The sequence below is a fragment of the Bradyrhizobium sp. USDA 376 genome, assembly GCF_054063675.1.
This window is the reverse complement of sequence record NZ_JBSSGN010000001.1, coordinates 1-20406: the sequence shown is the minus strand read 5'-3', so window position 1 is coordinate 20406 and position 20406 is coordinate 1. Positions and strand designations below refer to the sequence as shown.

Genomic DNA, 20406 nt, shown 5'->3' with positions numbered 1-20406 from the left:
GGACGCTCGGCGAAGATCAGCGCCGGCGCGACGAGGCGCGCACCTACATCGCGCTCGGTTTCGAAGACACGGAAGGCGCCCGGTCACCGGTCACGATCGGCATGGCGCTCGAGGCGCGCAAGTCCGACAGCAGGGAGACCGTGCTGGCACTCTTCGTAGCCGTCGGGACCGTTCTGAGCTCCAAGGACTTCATCGAGCAGCGAGGAAAGTCGCAATTCCCGGCGCAGTGGGAGGACGTGCGCGCCCGGATCGTCGCAGCGGTCGGCGAAGGCAACTTCGTCAATCATCGCGACCGGGCGAGCGACTATGTCCGCGAGTACATGCGCCATCTTCTGCCGCATTCGTCCTTTGGCGAACAGAACGCCAGCGCCCTGCAGAAATCAATCGTCAACGCGATGACGCTCGATCACAACCAGACGGCGACGCAGTTCGTGCGGAACTACATCCTCGAGGACAGTCCGATCGGCATCAAGGAGCTGCGCGAGTCGATCCAGACATACCGCAACATCAGCGAGACCATCCGGAAAATGCGCCTCAGGCTCGAAGCCCTAAGGGCGCTTCGGGGCGTCCTCGCCGCGCTTGAAGAGGCGCTCGAGACCAAGTTCAGGGAGGAATGGGTCGCAAAACGCGCGACTTGGCTCGCGGCGCGCGCGACAAACCTGGACTTCAAGACCAAGCGGCGTACCGAGATGGCGCGCCGGGACGCCGCAGCAAAAGAACTCGAATTCATCGACGACGACGTCAAGGCCATCGATAAGGAGATCGAACGCCTCACGGCCGCGATCGCCGAGCACGATGCCAAGACCGGCAGAAAGTCCCTGCAGCAGACCGCCGATGTGGCCGGGCAGGCGGCGCACCGCGCCTCGGCGGACTTCAAGGCTCGCATGGAGAACATCCGTCGCCTGGAGCCGCTACGCGCGATGTGCGCGGACGGTTTCGAGGACTTCGTTCCTGCGCTTGAGCGTCTTCTGACCGCCACCGCCGGGGCCGACATCGGGGGCGTCTCCGACGAGGTCACCGCGGCCGAGAAGTCCTTCGCGGCAAGCGGCGCCAAATGGCTGCCGAAGATCGACGAAGCGCGTCAAAGGATCATCGCGGAGCTTTCCGGCCTCCGCGGCAGGCGCGACGAGGTGCTCGAACGGATCCGACAGCACGCCGCCGGAGGGGCGCGCGCCTATCTCGGCGACGACACTGAACTCCTCTGCCGCAGGCTGCGGCAGGGTGGAATGGTCCCGCGCGTACTCTGCGACATCATCGAAGTCGCCGAACCCGAGTGGGTAGGAGCCGCCGAGGCGCTCCTCGGTCGCGACCGGGAAGCCGTGTTCGTGGACAGAGCGGATATCAGCGCCGCCACGTCAATCTTCAAGGAAGGTCGCCGCGAGTTTCGCCATGCATCGCTCGTGAGCCTAAACAAGCTCGAGCAGTTCAGGGCCAAGCCGGAGCGCGGCACTTTCCCCTCGATCTTCCGGAGCCAGGATCCGGACGCGATGGCCTTCATCATGCGCCGCTACGGCAACGTCCGTCTCGCCGACACGCTCGACCAGTTCAACAGGCCCGGCCGGGCGATAATGAAGGACGGCCTCTACGACGACGGACTCGTCCGGAGCCATCGCTGGATCGAATCCTCGCAGTATAAGATCGGAAAGGCAGCCCAGGCGAACGCCCTGCGATCCCTGCAGGATCAGGCCGAGGAGCTGGGTCGGATCCTGATCGACAAGGGGAAGGAGGCCCATGCCGCGGAGCAGGCTTTTGCCGCTCTGAAGAACATCTGCGAGGGACGTAATGATCTGGGGGCTTGCGCGGCCGCCTTCGCGGCCGCGCAGACTGAGGTCGCTGAAGCTCAGGCCAGGCTCGATGCCCTCGACGGCGCGGGGGACGGCGGGCTTCGCGACAAAAAGAGGGCGCAGCAAAAGCTGAAGGAGAAGAGGCTGGAGGAGAGAAAGACACAGCAGAAGGCGTTCGGCGAGCACGACGGCGAGGTCAGGTCGGCGGAGAGGAGGCTCGGAGAGGGCGAGAACGTGCCCGGCTCCGAACTCAACCTCAGGGTCGCCCGGTCGATATACCGCAAGTTCTTCCCACTCTACTCCACCGCGAAAGGCAGGGCCGTCTACCGCGACCGCCTCGATGCCGCAGCCCAAAAGGGCTTCGCTGAGAAACACCGGGCCATCGCCGAGAAGGCCTTGAAGGATGCGAATGTGTCCGACAACGAGCGCGCCCGGATCGAGCGACGGGTCCGCGAGCTTCTTTACGATTACTTCGACCAGTTCGGGATGAGTTCGCAGGTCGGTGCGGAAAGCGAGCCGCTGCGGGAGGTGAAGCCATGGATGGAGCAGCTGATCTCGGATATCGAATCCAATGAGCTGCGCCAGTACGAAAGGCAGGCGCGGGATGCGGCGGAAAAGGCCTCTACCCTGCTGCGCGGCGAGTTCATCAACGCGCTCACGGCCCGGATCGGAAAGATGGAGCGGGAGCTGCAATCGTTGAACCGTAGCCTCTACGCACATCCGTTCCATAACGAGCGATATTCATTCCATCGCACCCAGATGGTGGAATTCCAGCCCATCCTGAAGATCATCGAGATCGCCAAAACCTCTCCGGAGGCGCTCGATATGCTGTTCCGGGGCGACGTGCCCGATGACTTCCCGCACAAGGATACGATCGTCGCACTCGAGGCGCTGCTCGAGGACCCCGACAAGGATTTCACCCAGTTCGAGGACTACCGCAACTTCTACACCTTCGAGATCCACATGGAGGATGTTGCCACCGGCCGCTCGACCCGCTGGGAGCAGCGGCGCGGCACCGGGTCTGGCGCCGAACAACAGGTGCCTATCTACGTTGCCATCGGCGCTTCGCTGGCCGCCGTCTACGGCAGCGCGGAGCGTCGTGCCGGCAAGCCCGCCGGTTTCGCGCTCGCCATGTTCGATGAGGCCTTCTCCAAGATGGACGGCAAGAACCAGCGGCAGATGATGAGCTTTTACAAAAACCTCGGCCTGCAGTTCGTGATCGCGGCGCCGTTCGAGAAGCGCGTCGCCGTGCTCGAGCACATGGACACCATCGTGGAGGTGGACCGCATCGGCGAGCAGTCCAGGGCCACTGTGGTGGAACTGAAAGAGAAGGCCAAGCGCGAGCTGATGGCCATCGATCCGGACCTGATGTCCGAAGATGAGCTCGCCACCCGTCTGGCCGCCGAGTAGCCATGGCTCGGCGTTTCACGGATGCGATCGGCCTGCTGAACGACCTGCTCAACCGCTTCGAGGCGGGGGCCGCAAGCCCGATCGCCCACCCGGACTACCCCGCTTTCCCATCAGTAGTCGCGGCGGACGCCTTCCTGAAACAGATCAGGGAAGCCGAAAGCGCCGGCGCGGTCTCCCTTGGTTGGGGGCAGGGCCCCATGCGCGACCAAGTGGCACATGTGCGGCTGGCCTCGGCGGAGATCCTCTACCGATATCTCCGCCGTACCCCCGCGTCGCGCATCGCGGAGGATGCCGCTGTGCGGCTTGTCGCCGGGGCGGCGATGCACGACTCTCTGAAGAACAGCGCTTCCCAAGTCGCCGAGGTATGGGGGCGGGGGAAAACGTGGCACGGGGTTGCTTCGTCCGATGTCGAGACACTGCGCGACGCGTTCGTTCTCGCCCAGGCCATCCTGGCTAACAAACATCTTGGCGTCGACTACAAGACCTTCTCGAGACGAACGGTGGGGCACAGCAAAACGCTCGAACGGATCGAAGGCGCGGTCGTGCGGCTCCTGAGCGGCATCCTGGAGTTTCCCCCCGGCGCGCGGCCACGCGAGGCGCTCCGGGCAATCGGCCTTGAGCGCTTCGCGCCACCGCTGCTGATCGCGGGCAAGATCGACCTCGATGGAGCCGACCTCTCCGGAATCTCTCCGCTGTATCTCGGAATCACTCTCCAAGGAAGCAGATCGCGTCCGCTTCCGGGAGCCGCCGGCCTACGTGCTAACGATCGAAAATTTCGCAAGCTTCAACCGGCACATCGCCGAGGCGGACCCCGGCCGATTAGGAACGACCATGTATGTCGGAGGGTACCCCTCGCTTGCCACCCAGCAGGCGCTGCGGACGATCGCAGGATTGGTATCCGAACAGACGCCGATCTTTCATTGGTCGGACATCGATCCGGACGGCACCTGGATCTTCCACACCATCGAGCGCGCCGTCGACCGGCCGATCCGTGCCCACCTCATGAGTGTCGAAGTTGCCGAGCGTTTGGGACAAGTGCCGTTCAAAAAATCCGCACCCGCTCGATGTCCACCGGACTCCGGTATCGCAGCTCTGGCAGCGTACCTGGCGAAAGATGGAGCCAAGACGCTCGAGCAGGAAGAACTCGATCCAGTCCTGCCAGAGTTTCATTAGAAAATGCGCGCGGACGCTCGTGGTTGCTGCTTTGGCTGTCTCGCTCAGGACGTCATTTGTTTCAAGCGCGACAACAGCACCGCCCGCAACTACGTGCTGCGGGCAAACCGACATCGTTTCTTCATAAAAACGCTCAACCAGCATTGGCATGCCAGTTGCTTGAAGATGGGACGAAACCACCTGTGACTATGATGCTCGTTCAGCATCCGGTTGAAGTATTGAGATGAAATATGCCCGCTTGATCGATGGCAGAGGTCCCCCGATGCGCTTTCCAAACCGGGCGCCTGCCTCGCGAACTCTGCCATCTTGGGATCGCGCTCCGGTTTGCCGGGCAGAAGCCGATTGTCTTGGGGGCTCGCAACGAATGGTGGTTCTCAGCAAGAACGCCAGCGTAAAGGCGTCCTCAGGACGATCGTTTGGCATCGGATTAGCCCATGGTTCGGGGTGGGGCATCTGCGACATGCAGAGCCTGCGCTCTTGAAGCTAGGTGTCGGCCTTGCATCGGGGCTTGCAGATGGTCAATGAGCTAATGCAGAACGATTGGGATCTTGAGAACATACTCAGGCAACAGGACGAGCTCAAGGTCAAGCTGCTTCGCGCCCAATCGGTTGTCGCCGAATGTAAGGCAGGATTGGCGGATCTGGAGCGGAGGCTTGAGTGTCGAGCGGTCTCGATCGATGAACGCCAGCGCAACTCTGCGGCAAACAATTCAATACGCAACGCACGGCCGCCTAAATCGCGAAGCCTCGCTAATCCTGTTAACCCGGATGCTGCCGTGGCGTTTTCGCCTCGATGGGACCGCTGAAAGCTGCCGCCGCGCACGTTAACGGCGACAGGTTTTGGGACGGACCTGGCGAAGATCTCGAGACGCATGGTGTTGCGAACCCGGCGGGCGAACTGGACAATTAGGTGCGGCCTTGCCGATAGGCTCGGCTTTTTGGCTGATCGCGGTGCGTCCGCCAGGGATGCGCGCAGAGCAGCACCAGATAGGGGACGTATCGCCGCGTCTTTGGCTAGAGCCTCCTGTTTCGGGGCTGCTCACGTAGATGTCCTGAATCGAGTGTCAAGAGCTCTCCACTTCCAGCCAGTTCGGTCGTCTTGTCCGTCTTTAAGTCGTTGAAATTTCCGATTAGGCGTCCATGGAGGGGGCGCGAGCGGGCGCGTTCAATGACCACGATGGTCCGCTATGGCCGTTGGGCAGGCGACGTGCCGAGCGGTGCTGACCGCGGAAGCCGACCATGCCTCCGGCATCGCATGGATGATGACGGAACTCACTGACTATGTCCCGCAAGCGATCACTCCGGAACAGGGCGGGTAACGGCAGTCATCTAAAAATTCGTGAGACACCAGGAAGAGGGGATCCGGTGCGAATGCGATCCGGTGCCGGCCGTAGCCTCGTCAGCTTCTCGAAAGCTTTCCCGAATACTCACTGCCCACCGATCCTGGACGAGAGGCTGCGTGGACTCACGCGCAATTGGAGTTGCACAAATGAAATCGGGGACCGGTTGGGAGCTCAATCAGTGTGAGCAGGCTGACGTTACGAAGTTGTTGGATTTTCGTACTATCGCAAAACGCTTCATCTTTTTCGCGCATAGGCAAGGTGCTGCTGCGCGATCTCAAGTCCAGGCGTCTACTGCGTCGGATAAATGTCATCTTGTGCGCGCCAGTGACGCACGCGGCGACTCGATCAAGCCAGCGCTCAATACCAGAAAAGGCACGCGACAATGATGCGCGTGACAAAAGCACGAGCAGGTCAATGACAAAGCGTTTTCGCAACTGGGCCCTATTGTCCATACTCGCCTCCATGGTTGTCGGCCCCGCCGCAAAAGCGCAAGACCGCCGGACTATCGTCGAACCTGTTGCACCTGATACGGTCTGTGATCGCCCTGTGCCTTCCGGCAAGAACGATACAGTTAGCCTACAGGAGGCCATTGAACATTGCCCCGATGGCGCTGCAGTTTATCTCGGGCGCGGCGAGTTTCACTCAGGTCCACTCGAGATGAAATCGGGCGTGACCTTATGGGTCGGACGCGGTGCGACACTGATCGCCATCCCCGAACCTGCCGCTTACGACAAGGGCCTCGGACAATGTGGTCGCATTGCGGAAAAGGGCGACGGTTGCCGGCCATTCATCAGCTTTTCTAAAACGCGCGGCGGCGGTATCTACGGAGAGGGCATCATCGATGGTCAGGGCGGCGCGCTGATCGGCGGCGGCGCGGAAACCTGGTGGCAGCTAGCCCGCCGCGCCCAAGCCCAGGGCGGCAATCAGAACGCCCCACGCTTGATCCAGGTCGATCATGCGCAGGATATCACGTTCTCTGGTGTCACCTTGCGCAACGCTGCCAATTTTCATGTCGCGATGAACCGGGTTGAAGGTGCCACGTTTTGGGCCCTCACGATCGATTCGCCGGCGGATGCACGCAACACCGATGGCATCGATCTTGGCGCCAGTCAGGATGTGACCATCACCCACAGCTGGATCCGTACGGGTGACGACAACGTCGCAATCAAGGCCGGCGACAATGGTTCAAGCAGCCATATCTCGATCATTGATAATTATTTCGGCTGGGGGCATGGCATGTCGATCGGCAGCGAGGTGAATTCCGGGGCCAGAGACATATTGGTGCGTAATCTGACACTGGATGGTACGACGTCGGGCCTGCGCATCAAGAGCGATGTTGGTCGAGGCGGTCTGGTCGAGAACGTGACTTATGAGTACGTGTGCCTGAGGGGCAACCGGTGGCCGCTGGCTTTCGATGCAAAATATGATCCGCGCGCTCAAGGCACGAGGATTCCGGTCTATCGGCAAATCGTTCTCCGTCATGTGCATGGCGACACTGGTGTGCTGCTGATGCGCGGCATAGACGAGCGGCATGCCCTGGACGTGACACTCGAAGATGTTCGATTTGCCAATTCCGCGACTTGGCAACTTGAACATGCGAACGTCAGCGCAAATCACTCTGACGTATGGCCCCCGCTGCCCGGACGAGCTACACAACCGCCGCTGCGCGGATCGGAGGTATGTTCCAAGGCATTCCGCGACGGCAATCGGTAAGCACTACACGCGGCGCCGAACTCAGGTGGTGAGTTCCGCATCTGGGGCCAAGATTACTGGTGTTGACGAAGGTCGGGCTCATGTCCCGAGTTGGTTGCTATTGGCCGACAGTTTTGCAGGGCCGGAAATGTCAAGGTGACGCAGGTTCTGATTTGGCGATGAAAATCTTGTGTCGATGCGCGACGGCTATCCCGCTGAGAAACGAAGTGTAAGATCACATGCGAATTTTCGTTTCCTCCGCTGCACTTCTGGCGGGATGTTTCTGCATCGCCGCGGCGTACGCTCATCCACTGTTGGTGTCGCATGCCGGAAATGCAGACTATCACTCCGTGCAGCAAGCCATCGACGCATTGCCGGCGGAAGGCGGAAACGTCCGGATCGCGCCAGGCATCTATCGCGAGAAGGTTAAAATCACGAAATCCGGTGTTCATCTCGCAGGGACTGGCAACAAGCCGGAGGATACGGTCATTGTGTATGGCGACGGCGCGGTCAATGTAGGAGGAACGGCCCGTTCGGCGACGCTGGATGCCCCTAGCGATGACTTCCGGCTCGAGAATCTGACCATTCAGAACGACTATGCCCTCAATCCGGCCAATCCACCTTCGCAGGCGGTAGCGCTGTCCGTTACCGGAGATAGGGACGTCATTACGCGCGTCCGCCTGCTCGGCGCCCAGGACACGCTGTTTGCCGGCAAGGGACCAAACGGTAGAATGTCACGACAATACTTCTCGAACTGCTACATCGAAGGGCATGTCGATTTCATATTTGGCAACGCCAAGGTCTGGTTCCGGCAATGTGAATTGCACGGCATCGCCAATCAAGCGGTCATCTATACCGCTCAGAGCAAGGCAACGCCGGATGAGGACAGTGGCTATGTTTTTGATCATTGCAGGCTAAGTGCCGACCCTGCTGCGCGCTATATCGCGCTTGGCCGCCCCTGGCGCTCCTACGCCACAGTGGTCTTCCTGTCGACAAAGATAGATGCACGAGTGATTGCGGAAGGCTGGCGCGAATGGGCTCCCGGCGAGACCAACAAGTTGAGCACGAGCTATTATGCCGAATATAGATCCTTCGGCATCGGTGCTAACCCATCAGGCCGCGAGCCTCATTCCCATCAACTGAAAGATGGCGAAGCTGCGAGATGGTCGCTGAGAGTGTTCTTCGCGGGTGTCACAGATTGGCTGCCCACGAACCATCAGGTTCGAACAAAGAGCAATGTTCACGGTGAAGGGGTTCCACGGCGATCCTCGGATGAATGAGGGGAGCGAGCCTGATTGTGATGGAGAGTCTTGTACAGCAACCCAACCGCCGCCGGAGCCAAACCGACGGAAAGGGGGGCCGGCGCGACGATCTCATCTGTTCGCCGTCCACCCACATGCGCCCGCTTCAGCTCGCAGATCATCTTGTCCGTTTTGGCGGATCAGTGTCGGCAAGCTCTACGGACCGTCACGTCAGCACGTCGTCATCGCTCGGGAACGGCTGATTTGCCTGTTCAGCGCCTTGCGCAGATCTCCGGAGAGCGAAGTGGGCTGATGCTTCGCGGCTATATTCGTTCGGTCGGTGAGCGACGAAAATTCCCGTGCGCGAGGCGAGGGCGCCTATCTGCGCCCCGTCGAAAGTTGCTTCGGAACGAGAGCTCAGTCGGTCGAAAAGTTGTTGAGGAGACCAAGGCGCGCCGCGGCGAAATCATCGGTTACGGAGGCGCTGCCTCAGCCAACCAACTCGGTTGACGAGGCCGCAGACTGTTCGGCAGGTTTATTTGACTTCGGGGGCGTTCCGCGAGCTCCATCTTGGCAAGCAAGTTGTGGAGTTCAAGCATGCACCGCGTTGGCAGCTTACGATGGCCAAGCCGTCGTGCAGGTGAGGTCGTGCGCGCTCGAGCGGGGCGGTCCCGAGACTGCAAGAGAAGCCTTGCGGTCCCTCAGTCAAAGACTGAGCCCGATTGAAGTGAGCGAATCGAAGTCTGCCGGATCTTCATTGCCAACTTGGCTTGCCAGGCACCGTTACTGCTGCGAACTCAGGACGCCCTGCACATCTTCTCGAAAAAGAATGTTTGGGGTCGTTTTGATGCCTGAACGCGCTCGTCGCCACTGGGCGAGAATCTCGTCTCCGAGCGGAACGTCCCTTTCGAAGGCTTACGGCGCAATTCGCCGTTTCTCGTACGACGTGGATCTCACATACGGCATTCGAGCAACAGCTCCGGACCCGGTGGACAATTTGGTCCCTCAGAACCGCAGTCAAAGCAAAAGTGCCAACGCGCGAGAACGCCTCCGGTCTGCGTCAAGGAAAAGACGTTGTGCGTCATCAATGAACGCCTGCAATAGGACAAGCTCACTACCAAAATTGATGCCAAGGACGACAAGATGCACGTCACGTATGATCCATTGGAGACGGTAGCGGCTATGTAAGTCCCGCCGTGATGCTTGAATTCGGCGCACGATCGACCGGCGATCCATTGTTAGATCGGTCGACCAATTTCGTCAGCTCGAACACGAAACCGGCGAAGAGGTGCGATAAAATTGGAGCAACTCCGTCCGTCGTCAGGCGGGTGCCGATGCGACGCCGGTCTCGCGCGCAGCAATATCCTGATCTCGTCAGCTTCTTGAAAGGTTGCGGCTACAACAATCGAGAATCTGAAGAGCTGCAATCTCGCCGTAATCCAGGCCGTACGGATTGCTGCAGGGTCTCTACAAACATGAGGAGAGCAGGTCCGGTTGACCCATTCTTCGATTCAGGAGCCTGGATGCGGGAGTACGCCGCGCTGCCGGGGCGGGCGGGTCAGCGACGGGGCGACTCAAGCGAGCAAGGCGACTTTGAGAAGCGTATGGAGGATTTGCATCTCGATCCGTCTGATCAAAGCAAGTCAACTTCACCTGATCGGCCTCCCGCAGGAGGTGGTCGAGCAGTCCGGCGGGACGATTTCGGCGGTTCGATGCGGGCGCCGCCGCACTCCACTTTTAGGGAGAGTGCGCTAGGCGACACGCGCCGGAGCGTAGACATTCCCAGCTTTCAGCTTACCGCTGCGACGCAAGTGCCGCAGTCTAGTTTGCGAGATGATCTGTTCAGCAGCGCGCGCTAAAGCTTTCCGGACGCAGAGTCTGCCGCGTCGGCGAAAAGCGGAAAAAGCCGCAGATTATGGTCACGCTTCAAGTCGGGAATCGGCAAGGCGCTTGGCCGGAGCAGCAGTGAAAATTCGTCGCGCGACGCTGGGCAATCTGACGTCTTTTCGACGAATTTACGAATTGATTATGCGAGGCAGCCGGGCCGGACGCGCGGGGTCCCTGCGGCCGATGAGGAGCTCATTAAAGATTTCCGAAACAAGGCGGCGGGTAACCTCACCGACGGCACGATCAAGAATGCGGCAACCGATTTGCGCCATTTGAGCGTGCTCCTGAGCGAGCACGGCAGGCCCTCAATTGCGGATCGAATAGCCGGGAATTGGAAAACGCGCAGCAGGACAATCCGGAGGTGGAAAACCACCAGCTGGAAGCTGAGCTCGATGAGGAGGTCGACAGGTACGCAGGCCGCCGCGGCACGCGCATCAAGGCGGCCTTGAAGAAGCTCCGTGAGGTCGGTGCCGGAAACGCCCTGGCGCCTGATCTCCGCCGACTGGCTCCTCACGGCGCGGACGCAACCCTCATCCACATGTGGGCGGCGGCGGAAAAGGCAACACACAGGATCGAGCCGAAGACGATCGACAGGCAAGCTCGCCGCATGTCTAAGCTGAGTGAGTGGCTGCGGACCCATGATAGGCCACCGATGGCCGGCCGACTTTCCACCCCCGCGTTTGTCCGGGATCTCGAGGAGTACAGGCGCGAAACCAACGACAAGAAGATCAATGCTGATCTGGTCAAACTTGGCGGATACGAGCAAATCCTGGAGGCGAACAGGGCGCTTGGATTGAGGCCTCCTGAGGATCCGGGCCAGCCTTCTTGGGAAGCTGCTCGACAGCCGCATGCACTGCAGGGTCCTCCCGCAACGCCAGCTAGCCCGAGCGCGGGCGCCTGGGATTGGCTTGGCGAGCAGATCCACGGGCCCAACATATCGATGCCAGCGCCGCCCAGCCATTGGCAGGCCGGTTCGTCGCAGCAGCTTCCCGCAACCCCGGCGACGCCGAGCGCCGGAGCCTGGAACTGGCTTGGCGAGCAGATCCAAGGACCCGCCTCACCAGAGCCAGCGCCGCACTGGGGCGCGCAAGCTCATCCGCCGCTCGAGCTTCCTGCTACACCGGCCACCCCCAGCCAGGGAGCCTGGGCCTGGCTCGGGCAACAGATGCAAGACTCCGCATCGCCGTCGTGCGTGAGGCCTCGATCGTCAAACATCTACGGCGGTCTCGACTCCTTCGTTGATCTGGATCCACCCCACACCCCACGACTTGCGTGACGATGCGCGCTCTGCGCCAGCATCTGAATTTGCAGCCGCCTCGTCGTTCGCAGGACCGCCGGGGGCGGCTCCGGAGCTGCAGAATATAGGAGCGATCGTTGGCGCCGGCTGGCGCCACGGCTCCCAGGCGGCTTCAGTCGTGTTGATCGATGTATTGGGAAATATGCATCTGCTGCCAAACCAGTTCGGGCCAAGTCAGTTTGTGATCAATGGGGAGCGCTATTTTCGGCTACGGTGGACCAGGAGGCCGCAGGGATGTTCGCCTGATCCATCATCCCCGCGTGAGCCAGCCGGATGAACCAGGCCCGTCTCAGTCGCTCTATCGTCCCCGGCCGATCGTGCCAGCCGTGCAATCCGGTGAGGGGCCCGTTGATCTTGGGTATCTGATCCGCGGGGATGGGAGCACCGAGATCGATTCCTTCCGCCCTACCTCGTCCGCGCCCTGGAAGGCCAAGGCATCTTGCCGCGGGCGGGCCAACCAACCTATTTCGAGATCCGCGGAGTGCCTTACAGGGGTGATTTGGTGGAGAGCGAAGGCCGCCAGCGCGTACGCATTTATCCTGAACGTGGCTGAAGAGGCAGCAGGGCCTGCAATCGAGCTTTCGGCGGGGCAGCTCGCGTAAGGCGTTCTATAGCGAGGCTGTTGGCAGGCGATGGATCCGTTGCAGGGGCACGGCCTGAACCGTCCAGCCTCCTCTTTGTAGAATCTGCCAAGCGATTCTACCAATTTGGTGCGTGCCCGGACATGCTTTCTGCATCCCTGATCCTTTCACATAGTCCGCCAATTCTTGTCTTGAAAACCGCAGCTACCACAGATCGAACGCATTCCTGATCGAGGGAGCACCGGCGCCGAGCGCAGGCGATGGCCAAGCGCCAAGAACTTGGCCACCAAACGAAAGTTTGCTGACAAAGGCTTTTCCTGATGGCCGCCCAAATTCCTCGGCGGGCGCGGTATTTCGCAACCTGCATAGCTTAAGGCCTCATGCCCAGTTCAGTTATTGCGCTATGCAAAGGCCCCTCGCGCTGCGTTGCAAACACCTGGTCCGCTCGGGAGCAGAGTGCAAGTGCCCACTGGACCTGGGAAGCCGATGAAAGCGAGCTTGGTGCGATAAAAATCGCTAAGGTCAGCTTCCTCCCAGCGCTTTTCCCAAATAATCTCGAAAAGGATCAATGAGGACAGAGTGTGCGGGCGGCCGCCGGCGCTCAGGCTCACCGCCCGCAGCAAGCCAGCGTTCGATAGTCCTCACGCTCATGGCGATCTGCGGCGCGATCCCGCGCGGCGACAGACCGGTGGCGCGCAAGTCGAGGATTTCGGCATGAAGTTGCGCGACGATTGAGAGCCGCGGGCGACGGCTCGTCAGATTCTCGAAAGTTTGTTCATAGTAGGACTAGCTCAATTGATTTCATGACGAGAGGCTAATGTGGAACCGCACAATTTTGACGTAACTGCCGGGCCGCGGTACAGGTCTCGCAAGAGCATCAACCCGACCGATCCGGGCAAGACGACTTTGAGCAGCAATTAAACGAGGTGCGCGAAGCCGATAACGCGATCCCTGACGGTGGGCCACGCGGTAGGCCCTCTACCAATGTGTCTAGCTACACCAGCAGTCCCCGGCCGAGCCGATGAGTGCACTTGCCAGGAGCAACCTCTTGCCAAGCGAGGTCCTCATCAACGATGAGCGTAACACAGCTGAGTTGAGAGCAGCGAAGAGGCCAAGGGCCCTAAAAAGTCCGCAAGGCGTTGCCATTGAGCAGCAGCTGAGCGAGTTCGCCAATTCAGGCGGTGGTGGAGCAATGTCAGCAGCCTCCGCGATGCAGCCGGCTCAATCAACTGGGATTGTGGTACGGGGGCATCAGTTGGACAAGCGGCCTGTTTATCCGAGGATGCTCCCGAAATCTTGAGGCTTGAGGAGGCTCTCATCAAAGGCGGGATGGTCGCCGGTGGGGCGAAGCAACATGCAGGCGCTCTTCTTAGCTTTAGCCGTTGGCTCTTCGCAAAACGCAGACCGAGCATTGTTGCTCGGCAGGACAATAAGTCGCTGAGCAATGGCGGTGACGTATACGAGTTCGTCGGAAAGGGAAATCCCAAAATCCTCCTTGTAGCATTAGACCATCTCCGCACCTTTCGGTCGACGGGCGAAGTCATCGTACGCCAACGGAGCGGTCGCGCCCGCCCCCCGAACGTGGCCCCCATCCATCCCGAAAGCGCGGCACTGATGGAACCGACGCTCATCGGCGACGCCGCTGCACAGCACAGGGCCTCGTACGAAGCTAGCAGTCGGCGAGAGGAGCTTCGGGACGGGCAGGAGGATCAACCCGCCCCGTCGGCTTTCGTCCAAGGGCACGTCGCGATCAATCCCGAGCAGCTTCATCAGTGGGAGCTTTTGCAAGTGCTGGATCATCTTGATCATCAACCCATTCCGTCACCAGCCTCCGTCCCTTCGGACAAGCTTCAGCGACTGGAAAAGGACTTACAGGGCGAGTTGCACCGACACCCTGCCGCGTCGTTCTCCGCCGATCCAGAAGAGTTTAGTTTCGATCTAAAGCAATTCTCTCCAGGGGAGCTTCGGCGATTGCTTGATAATCAATCCATGCCGTCCCCCGTCTCCGTCCCCTCAGAGGAGCTTCAGCGACTAGAAAAGGACTTGCAGGATGACTTGCGCCAACACCCTGCCCCGTCGTTCTCCGCCGGTCCAGAAGGGCTTAGTTTCGATCTAGAGCAATTCTCTCCAGGGGAGCTTTGGCGATTGCTCGATGATCAATCCATACCGTCGCCAGTATCCGTCGATCCAGATGACTCGGCTCTAAATTTAGGGCAGTCTGATCTTCCCCGAAAGAGTGGAGGGGTTTAAGCGGCTTTTAGCTCCATCTCGATCGGGCGATATATCGATTGCGGAATGGAGCCGGGTTCGGCTCGTAGAAGCCCTCGATGAAAGCAAAGATAATGCGCTGGGCGTCGGCGCGGTTATGGTTGCGATGACGAACCAGTGTATGGAGGAAGCTCTCCATCGGGGCATTGTCGTAGCAAACGGCCTCGCGGCTCATCAACGCGGTGATGCCGGCGCCCGCGAGACCGCCTCGTCTCATCCAATTGGGTTCTTTGGTGAAGGTTGCGGAATTCACGGGCGCGAATAAGGTCATAAGATCAGAATCGCAATCGATGCCCGCGATTCGCCCTTGCTCCATGCCTTCCGCTCGCTGGTTTCCCCCGAGCTTACGATCGTCCAGGTCCTTCCCCATGCCGATAAAGTGGTGCTCGTTGCTCGGTCGAAGGTCGCGCTCTCGTTTCTGTCACGCTTAGCCGACTTGCCGTGGTAGGGTTCGGTCCCATGCGTCACGATAACGTCGGAGCAGAACGGCGCTTGCGATGATCAGAAGAATATCAACGTAGATATCAACAGATTGAGCGCGTGTTCCGTTTGGGGCGTGTGTGTGATGATTGTCGGGTAATGAATGTATGACAGTCCGACGCTTGCATATATCCCCGGAGCGAGATGCGCGATGTATGTTCCCGTGACTGCTGTGCTATCGCGGTGCGCAAGCTGGCCTTTTGCCAGAGCAGCATCCACTGCAAGCTTACTCCAGGCCGTGTTGGTCGCCACGAGAGCAATCAGATCACTGGGCCGGCTATCAAAAGGTCCCTTTGCATAAAGACGAAGCTCGTAATACCGGCTGATCCTGTTGCGCTCAGGTGGAGCTCCCATGACGGAGAAGCCGCCGTAGATGCCGCGAGACGGCGACCCAAGGGCGTCACTCTGCCAGAGCTGCCTGTCCGCAGCGATGTAGTGAAAATTATTTCCGCTCTCCCTTTGTTGCTTGGGATCCGCCAAATTCGTGTAGCGGCTCCTGTTCAAACCAACGCCCGCCCGCAGCCACGTGTCGGGTACGCCGGGAGCAGCCTTGCTCTTGTAGCCGGCTTCTTCGACAAGAAGGATGCCTGCATTGGCCGTGCTCCATTTCAAGCCGGTGGGATTCTCGGTTATATGGGCATAGGCACCATCTGGACTGATTGAGCGCTGGACGGAGACCTTGTTGTACAAGCGAGCGTCAAAATTGTACTTCAAGTTGGCCGCTGGCGTGGGCGCGGCATTGGTGCTCATCCCAGCCTGGAACAAGGCAGACATGTTCGATCCTGTGATTCCTCCGAACAATGTGCCGGTGAATTCATTCTGGTTTCTGAGGTAGCCAAGTTTGAGTTCTAGTGTCCTGTTGAAGAAAGTCTGGTAGTAGGCGAGCGTATTGAGTCCCACCCGATCTGGCCCTGGGCGATCCCACGTCCAGTATTGCTGCTCGGCCCCTACGACAATCTGTCCGTCGGCAATGCCAAACCGGCTCAGATCGTAGGTGACGATCATGAAGTTCGCCGACGCGAAAGTCGGATTCTGGCCCATATAGAGCTGGTTTGCGATAGTGCTTCTGGCTGCATGCGGTAGCTGGTTGCTTGCAAAGGAGTTATGTGTCCACCCGATATAGCCGATGCCGACGTCCGCCAGCGCAGATCTAACGCCCCCCTTGTCCTGATCAATCGTATCTGCAGGACCAGGGATGGGGAACCACAACCCTTTTTCACGCAGATTGTCGTACCTTTGGAAGGGATCGATCGTTTTTTGCGGTCTCGTCTGAGCAGCCCTGTCCGCATTGCCGCGCTTCTCCAAAGGCACTCCGGGACCTGCTGCTCGCGCCGGGGCAGGAGGGCGGATTGCCTGACAGATCAGGTCGATCGGGAGCTTTGCGGCCCGGTCGGAAGTCTTTCCTCTTTTGCTGGCCTGATCCACAGGGTGGTTACTAGGATCAAGTCCGCTCGCGGTTTGTGCCAGTACGGGATTGCCGACCAGACAAGCCGCTAGCGAAAGTGCGATAGCAAGCCCAGATTGCTTGCCCCTTGGTCTTAAATTGAAAGAAAGTGCTGCCGTAGCCGAGTATGTCCGGGGCGAGGTCGTCGCAAGAAGGCAATCACGCATGGCGTAGTTCGGGTCCATGTCTGCCGGCCATGAATATGCGGCCTGATTGGCCCGAAGTGAGCTCGCGGCGGCGTGTGGCACGCGCCTGCTTCCACATCGTCATTGCAAGCGCAGCCAAGCAATCCAGACCCCCCCGCAATGGCAGTCTGGATCGCTTCGTCGCCAGCGCTCCTCGCAATGACGAGCAAGCGGCATCGCGGCTGTCGTTTCGCGTCCGTGGGGGAGGGGGACGAGCCAGAACTCGATCTATCCGAACAGAGCCACTCAGGCTTCCTGAACCTCTCAGCTCGCGGCGCGAGGATGATCTGGTCCGAAACTTTGGTTGTGCGTGACGCCGGTGCGCCCAGAGCCAGCGGAGAGCGCTGGCTCGGCAAATGCTCACGAGCGCGCGGAGCGTTCTGTCCTGGCCGCCAAAGCGTTGCGAATGTCCACCTTGCTCACTGTGCGTCAGGCGAGTCTGGCGGTGGTGCGCATCTGCATCGAAGGCGGCTTTCTGGACCAAACGGCAGCCACCCGAAAGCAAGGCTAGCCGTGCAAGAGGCTTGGCTTCACGAAGCGTTTCATTGGTATCGTTGTCACCGAAACACGAGACGATCGGCGGGCTTGAAGGCCGAAGAGCTTTTGGATTTGCGCGCGCGGCAACCACACCACAACATCCAACGTGATAGCCCAGGGGACCGGAGGAATCAGCCATCGAGCAGCTTTGGCGGATATCGGCGAGCAGTTGCTTTCTGCCGTCGGCGCGGCAAAACCTGTCTTGCATCCAAAACCTTGATGTGCGCGGCGTTCGTTGGTTACGCTTGCCACGTGCCCGTCATCTCGAACAACCTGCCGGAACTGGTAGTTGATCAGGTGCAATGTTTGCCGGTCCAATCGCGCCATTGCGGCTCGGCCGATCAGCCGTGGCGCTTACGTGGCGCGTCCCAGACGAGGTTGCTGGTCTGGGCAATGCGTGAGGCGGGGCTCCATCGAACACTTGCAGGAATCAGTGGACGGTTTGCATTCGTGCCGGGGCACGGTAAAAAATCTGCAAGGTTCTTCTGAATGATGAGAGAATGCTGCGCCATCGCCGACTACGACGAGAACCATTGCTCGCTGGTGGCGCTATCATTGAGAACGCGCGCAAATTGTCGCGTTGCTCAAGAAGGAGCGTTTCATAGGAGTAGGCGCAGCCGATCGGGAAGCTCACCAAGATTGATTATTGTCGACGCTGGCAGCTCCTGGAACGCGGGAGCATCGCGAGCTATCGCGTCGACAAAATAAGCCTGCTGGAACGAGATCTTGAGCGAGGGACAATGGACTTGATTGATCAAGCGGCCGCTTCAGACTTGCGGCCGCTCTTGCACGGGCCGTCAAGACGGATTCTCCCGGTTTTGGTGCTCCCGCTTATCCTCGTCGGCTCGTGTGCTGCTAGCGCCTGGCTTTGGGCTAACCTTGAAGAGCCTGTCGAGACGCCGGAAAGCAGCGAAGTCGCTTCAACGATGAGCCTGCCTGCGCGTTTCGCGGGATCGTGAGCGCGGATTTCAGGGGATCGTGAGCAGAGATTTCAGACGATCGTGAGCAACGATTTCGCGGGATCGTGAGCAAGGCTTTCGGAGCCTTGCAGCGCTTCGGCCGACAACTCAACCGGCTTAGGGATGACCTCGTGGTTAACGAGGAAGTCCAATGCCTACCCAGAGATTGTCGATGCGCCGGATCAAGGAAGTCCTTCGGTTAAAACATTTTCAAGGCCTGCCAGAGCGGGCCATCGCGCGGAGCGTGGGCGTCAGCAACGGCGTTGTGCACAGCTACCTGAGCCGCGCCCGCTCTGCTGGGTTGAGCTGGCCGCTTCCGGAGGGAATGACCGATGAAGACCTGGAGCTTTTGCTTTTCCCGGCCCCACGACCAGCGTCTCAGAGCCCGCAGCGGCCGGTGCCCGACTGGAGCTACATCGATAAAGAGCTCCGCCGGCGCAACGTAACCCGTCGCCTGCTCTGGGAGGAGTATCGCGCCGTTAATCCCGACGGTTTCGGGTACACGTGGTTCTGCACTACCTACGAGGCCTGGAAGGGGCGGGTCCGACCTTCGATGCGGCAGATTCATCTGGGCGGCGAGAAGGTGTTCGTGGATTTCGCCGGCGACACCATCGACATCGTCGATCCCCTGACCGGGGAAGTGCAGCCGATGAAGCTGTTCGTCGCGGCGATGGGCGCTTCGAACTACACCTACGCCGAGGCCTGCCCCAGCGAGAGCTTGGCCGACTGGATCCGGGCCCACGTCAACTTGTTCACGTTTTTGAGCGGAACGCCGACGTTCGTGGTCTGCGACAACCTCAAAGCCGCCGTCAGCAACCCCGACCGCTACGATCCCGGCCTCAATCGCACTTATGCCGAGATGGCGAGCCATTACGGCACGGCCATTCTCGCCGCACGGCCGCGGCGCCCAAAAGACAAGGCGAAGGTCGAGGTCGCGGTGCAAATCGCCCAGCGCTGGATTCTGGCCCGGCTGCGCAATCAGCGCTTCTTTTCCCGGGCCGAGCTCAACGCCGCCATCAAGACACTCGTCGACGAACTCAATGCTCGTCAAATGCGTGGCTTCGGCTCAAGCCGCGCCGAACTGTTTGCCGAACTCGACAAACCCAAGCTAACCCCGCTGCCAGATCAGCCTTATGCCTTCGCACGCTGGAAGCGCTGCCGCCTCGCTCCCGATTATCATGTCGAGGTCGACGGCCATTGGTACTCCGCGCCGTATCGTCTGATTGGCGAGCTGGTCGATGCCCGTATCGACGATCGGACGGTCGAGATCTTCCACAAGGGCCAGCGGATCGCCAGCCATGCCCGCGCGCCCAACCGACGCGGACACACCACCATCGCCGACCACATGCCCAGCGCCCATCGCCGCTACGGCAAATGGACCCCCGCCGCGGTGATCGCCGCCGGCGAGCGGATCGGTCCTTCGACAGCAGCGTTTTTCCAGGCCGTGATCGACGCCCGGCCCCATCCAGAACAAGGCTTTCGAACCTGCCTTGGCATTCTGGCGCTCGTCAAAAGCTACGGCGCCGAACGCCTCGACGCAGCCTGCCGGAGGGGCATCCTCATCAAGGCGCGCTCCGTCGCCTCGATTAGATCGATCCTCCAGAACGGCCTCGATCGCACGTTCTTCGACGAATCTTTCGAGCACCAGCCCCTGCGCCACGGCAACATCCGCGGACGCGACTACTTCCACTGAAGCAAGGAGAGACCCGGCATGCTTAACCACCCAACCCACGAACGGCTGATCGAGCTTGGCCTGACCGGAATGGCCAAGGCCTTCGAGGAGCAGCGCCGATCGCCCGATCTCGAAGCCCTGCCGTTCGAAGATCGCATCGGCCTGTTGGTCGACCGCGAAGCCGCCGAACGCGACACCAGGCGGCTCACCACGCGCCTCAAGATCGCCGCACTGCGCCAGACTGCTTGCGTCGAGGACGTCGATCTGCGCACCCCGCGGGGCATCGACCGCGCCGTTTTCGCCAAACTCGTCGAAGGTCGCTGGATCGATCGCCACGAGAATTTGCTCGTCACCGGGGCAACCGGCCTGGGCAAAAGTTGGTTAGCCTGCGCGCTCGGCCACAAGGCCTGCCGCGACAACCGATCAGTCCTCTATCATCGCGTTCCAAGGCTGT

Annotated in this window: 11 protein-coding genes and 1 pseudogene; 8 read left to right on the top strand and 4 right to left on the bottom strand. The window is 60.3% G+C overall.

Annotated features, from left to right (window positions below):
* Positions 1–101: 101 nt before the first annotated feature.
* The gene (locus ACVJ19_RS00060; RefSeq protein ID WP_354268373.1) at positions 102–3194 is read left to right on the top strand and encodes an SbcC/MukB-like Walker B domain-containing protein; all 3093 of its coding nucleotides are present in this window, start codon (positions 102–104) and stop codon (positions 3192–3194) included.
* A 110-nt stretch (positions 3195–3304) separates the two neighbouring features.
* On the opposite strand, the gene ACVJ19_RS00055 is transcribed toward ACVJ19_RS00060, so the two are convergent.
* Complete coding sequence (locus ACVJ19_RS00055; protein WP_456739341.1) at positions 3305–3910, bottom strand: hypothetical protein; 606 nt, start codon at positions 3908–3910, stop codon at positions 3305–3307.
* Between the two features lie 40 nt (positions 3911–3950).
* Here ACVJ19_RS00055 and ACVJ19_RS00050 point away from each other — a divergent pair, with 40 nt between their 5' ends.
* The 5 genes from ACVJ19_RS00050 (at position 3951) to ACVJ19_RS00030 (ending at position 14657) form a co-directional block, all read left to right on the top strand.
* Positions 3951–4367 (top strand): Wadjet anti-phage system protein JetD domain-containing protein, encoded by a 417-nt coding sequence (locus ACVJ19_RS00050; protein ID WP_304567182.1) that lies wholly within the window; start codon positions 3951–3953, stop codon positions 4365–4367.
* A gap of 1756 nt (positions 4368–6123) precedes the next feature.
* The gene (locus ACVJ19_RS00045; RefSeq protein ID WP_223153704.1) at positions 6124–7422 is read left to right on the top strand and encodes a glycoside hydrolase family 28 protein; all 1299 of its coding nucleotides are present in this window, start codon (positions 6124–6126) and stop codon (positions 7420–7422) included.
* A 218-nt stretch (positions 7423–7640) separates the two neighbouring features.
* On the top strand, positions 7641–8681 hold the full coding sequence (locus ACVJ19_RS00040; RefSeq protein ID WP_011084794.1) for a pectinesterase family protein: 1041 nt from the start codon (positions 7641–7643) through the stop codon (positions 8679–8681).
* A 2179-nt stretch (positions 8682–10860) separates the two neighbouring features.
* The gene (locus ACVJ19_RS00035) at positions 10861–11805 is read left to right on the top strand and encodes a hypothetical protein (RefSeq protein WP_018647405.1); all 945 of its coding nucleotides are present in this window, start codon (positions 10861–10863) and stop codon (positions 11803–11805) included.
* Between the two features lie 2216 nt (positions 11806–14021).
* Entirely contained in the window at positions 14022–14657 is a 636-nt protein-coding gene (locus ACVJ19_RS00030) for a hypothetical protein (RefSeq protein WP_014497829.1), read from the top strand.
* 7 nt (positions 14658–14664) lie between these two features.
* Here the strand turns inward: ACVJ19_RS00030 and ACVJ19_RS00025 are convergent, their stop codons facing one another.
* The 3 genes from ACVJ19_RS00025 to ACVJ19_RS00015 form a co-directional block, all read right to left on the bottom strand.
* Positions 14665–15045: a hypothetical protein gene (locus ACVJ19_RS00025; protein ID WP_453947775.1), complete on the bottom strand. Its 381-nt coding sequence runs from the start codon at positions 15043–15045 to the stop codon at positions 14665–14667.
* A gap of 131 nt (positions 15046–15176) precedes the next feature.
* Entirely contained in the window at positions 15177–16784 is a 1608-nt protein-coding gene (locus ACVJ19_RS00020) for a carbohydrate porin (protein WP_223153702.1), read from the bottom strand.
* A 507-nt stretch (positions 16785–17291) separates the two neighbouring features.
* The gene (locus ACVJ19_RS00015) at positions 17292–17648 is read right to left on the bottom strand and encodes a hypothetical protein (protein WP_161966254.1); all 357 of its coding nucleotides are present in this window, start codon (positions 17646–17648) and stop codon (positions 17292–17294) included.
* A 783-nt stretch (positions 17649–18431) separates the two neighbouring features.
* Between ACVJ19_RS00015 and istA the strand changes: the two genes are divergently transcribed.
* Both istA and istB read left to right on the top strand, forming a co-directional pair.
* Entirely contained in the window at positions 18432–19973 is a 1542-nt protein-coding gene (gene istA / locus ACVJ19_RS00010; RefSeq protein ID WP_060907903.1) for an IS21-like element ISFK1 family transposase, read from the top strand.
* Between the two features lie 18 nt (positions 19974–19991).
* A pseudogene (gene istB / locus ACVJ19_RS00005) lies at positions 19992–20406 on the top strand (IS21-like element ISFK1 family helper ATPase IstB); the annotation flags it as partial.

Excerpts from the sequence above, each read along its gene's own strand:
- ACVJ19_RS00015 (WP_161966254.1), bottom strand. The coding sequence starts at position 17,648 with ATGGCGCGATTGGACCGGCAAACATTGCACCTGATCAACTACCAGTTC.
- ACVJ19_RS00045 (WP_223153704.1), top strand. The coding sequence starts at position 6,124 with ATGACAAAGCGTTTTCGCAACTGGGCCCTATTGTCCATACTCGCCTCC.
- ACVJ19_RS00020 (WP_223153702.1), bottom strand. The coding sequence starts at position 16,784 with ATGGACCCGAACTACGCCATGCGTGATTGCCTTCTTGCGACGACCTCG.
- istA (WP_060907903.1), top strand. The coding sequence starts at position 18,432 with ATGCCTACCCAGAGATTGTCGATGCGCCGGATCAAGGAAGTCCTTCGG.
- ACVJ19_RS00030 (WP_014497829.1), top strand. The coding sequence starts at position 14,022 with ATGGAACCGACGCTCATCGGCGACGCCGCTGCACAGCACAGGGCCTCG.
- ACVJ19_RS00025 (WP_453947775.1), bottom strand. The coding sequence starts at position 15,045 with ATGGGGAAGGACCTGGACGATCGTAAGCTCGGGGGAAACCAGCGAGCG.
- ACVJ19_RS00040 (WP_011084794.1), top strand. The coding sequence starts at position 7,641 with ATGCGAATTTTCGTTTCCTCCGCTGCACTTCTGGCGGGATGTTTCTGC.
- ACVJ19_RS00060 (WP_354268373.1), top strand. The coding sequence starts at position 102 with ATGGCGCTCGAGGCGCGCAAGTCCGACAGCAGGGAGACCGTGCTGGCA.